This is a genomic window from Burkholderia sp. GbtcB21 (assembly GCF_019091065.1).
In the GTDB taxonomy this organism is placed as follows: Bacteria; Pseudomonadota; Gammaproteobacteria; order Burkholderiales; family Burkholderiaceae; genus Burkholderia; species Burkholderia pyrrocinia_C.
Window position 1 is genome coordinate 1 of record NZ_JAGXKA010000146.1, and the last position, 339, is coordinate 339.

Below are 339 nucleotides of genomic sequence, written 5' to 3' on the forward strand. Positions count from 1 at the left end.
TGCCTCGGCATGTTCGCGAGTTCCCTTGACCACGATCACAAAGTCATCCGCATACCGACAGTAGGCCACTGCTGGTTTCCACTGCCGGTTTTCTCGCACAGTAATCGGACGCTGCTTGAGAATCGCGAAGTTCCACGCCCACCGATCTTTCCGCACCTTCTTGCTCAGATAGTTCCTTTCCATCCACGCATCGAATTCGTGCAGCATGATGTTGGACAGCAGCGGCGAGATGACGCCGCCTTGAGGAACGCCTTCGCTCGCAGCACGAAACAGATCACGATCAACGCATCCTGCCTTGATGAACTTCCAGAGCAGGGCAAGGAGGCGCTGGTCGGCGAT

Annotated in this window: 1 protein-coding gene; it reads right to left on the bottom strand. The window is 56.3% G+C overall.

The genetic code is table 11. The features are described 5' to 3' along the window. Positions 1-339: reverse transcriptase domain-containing protein (locus KVT39_RS36655; RefSeq protein ID WP_254640800.1), on the bottom strand; the 339-nt coding region annotated here is incomplete at both ends.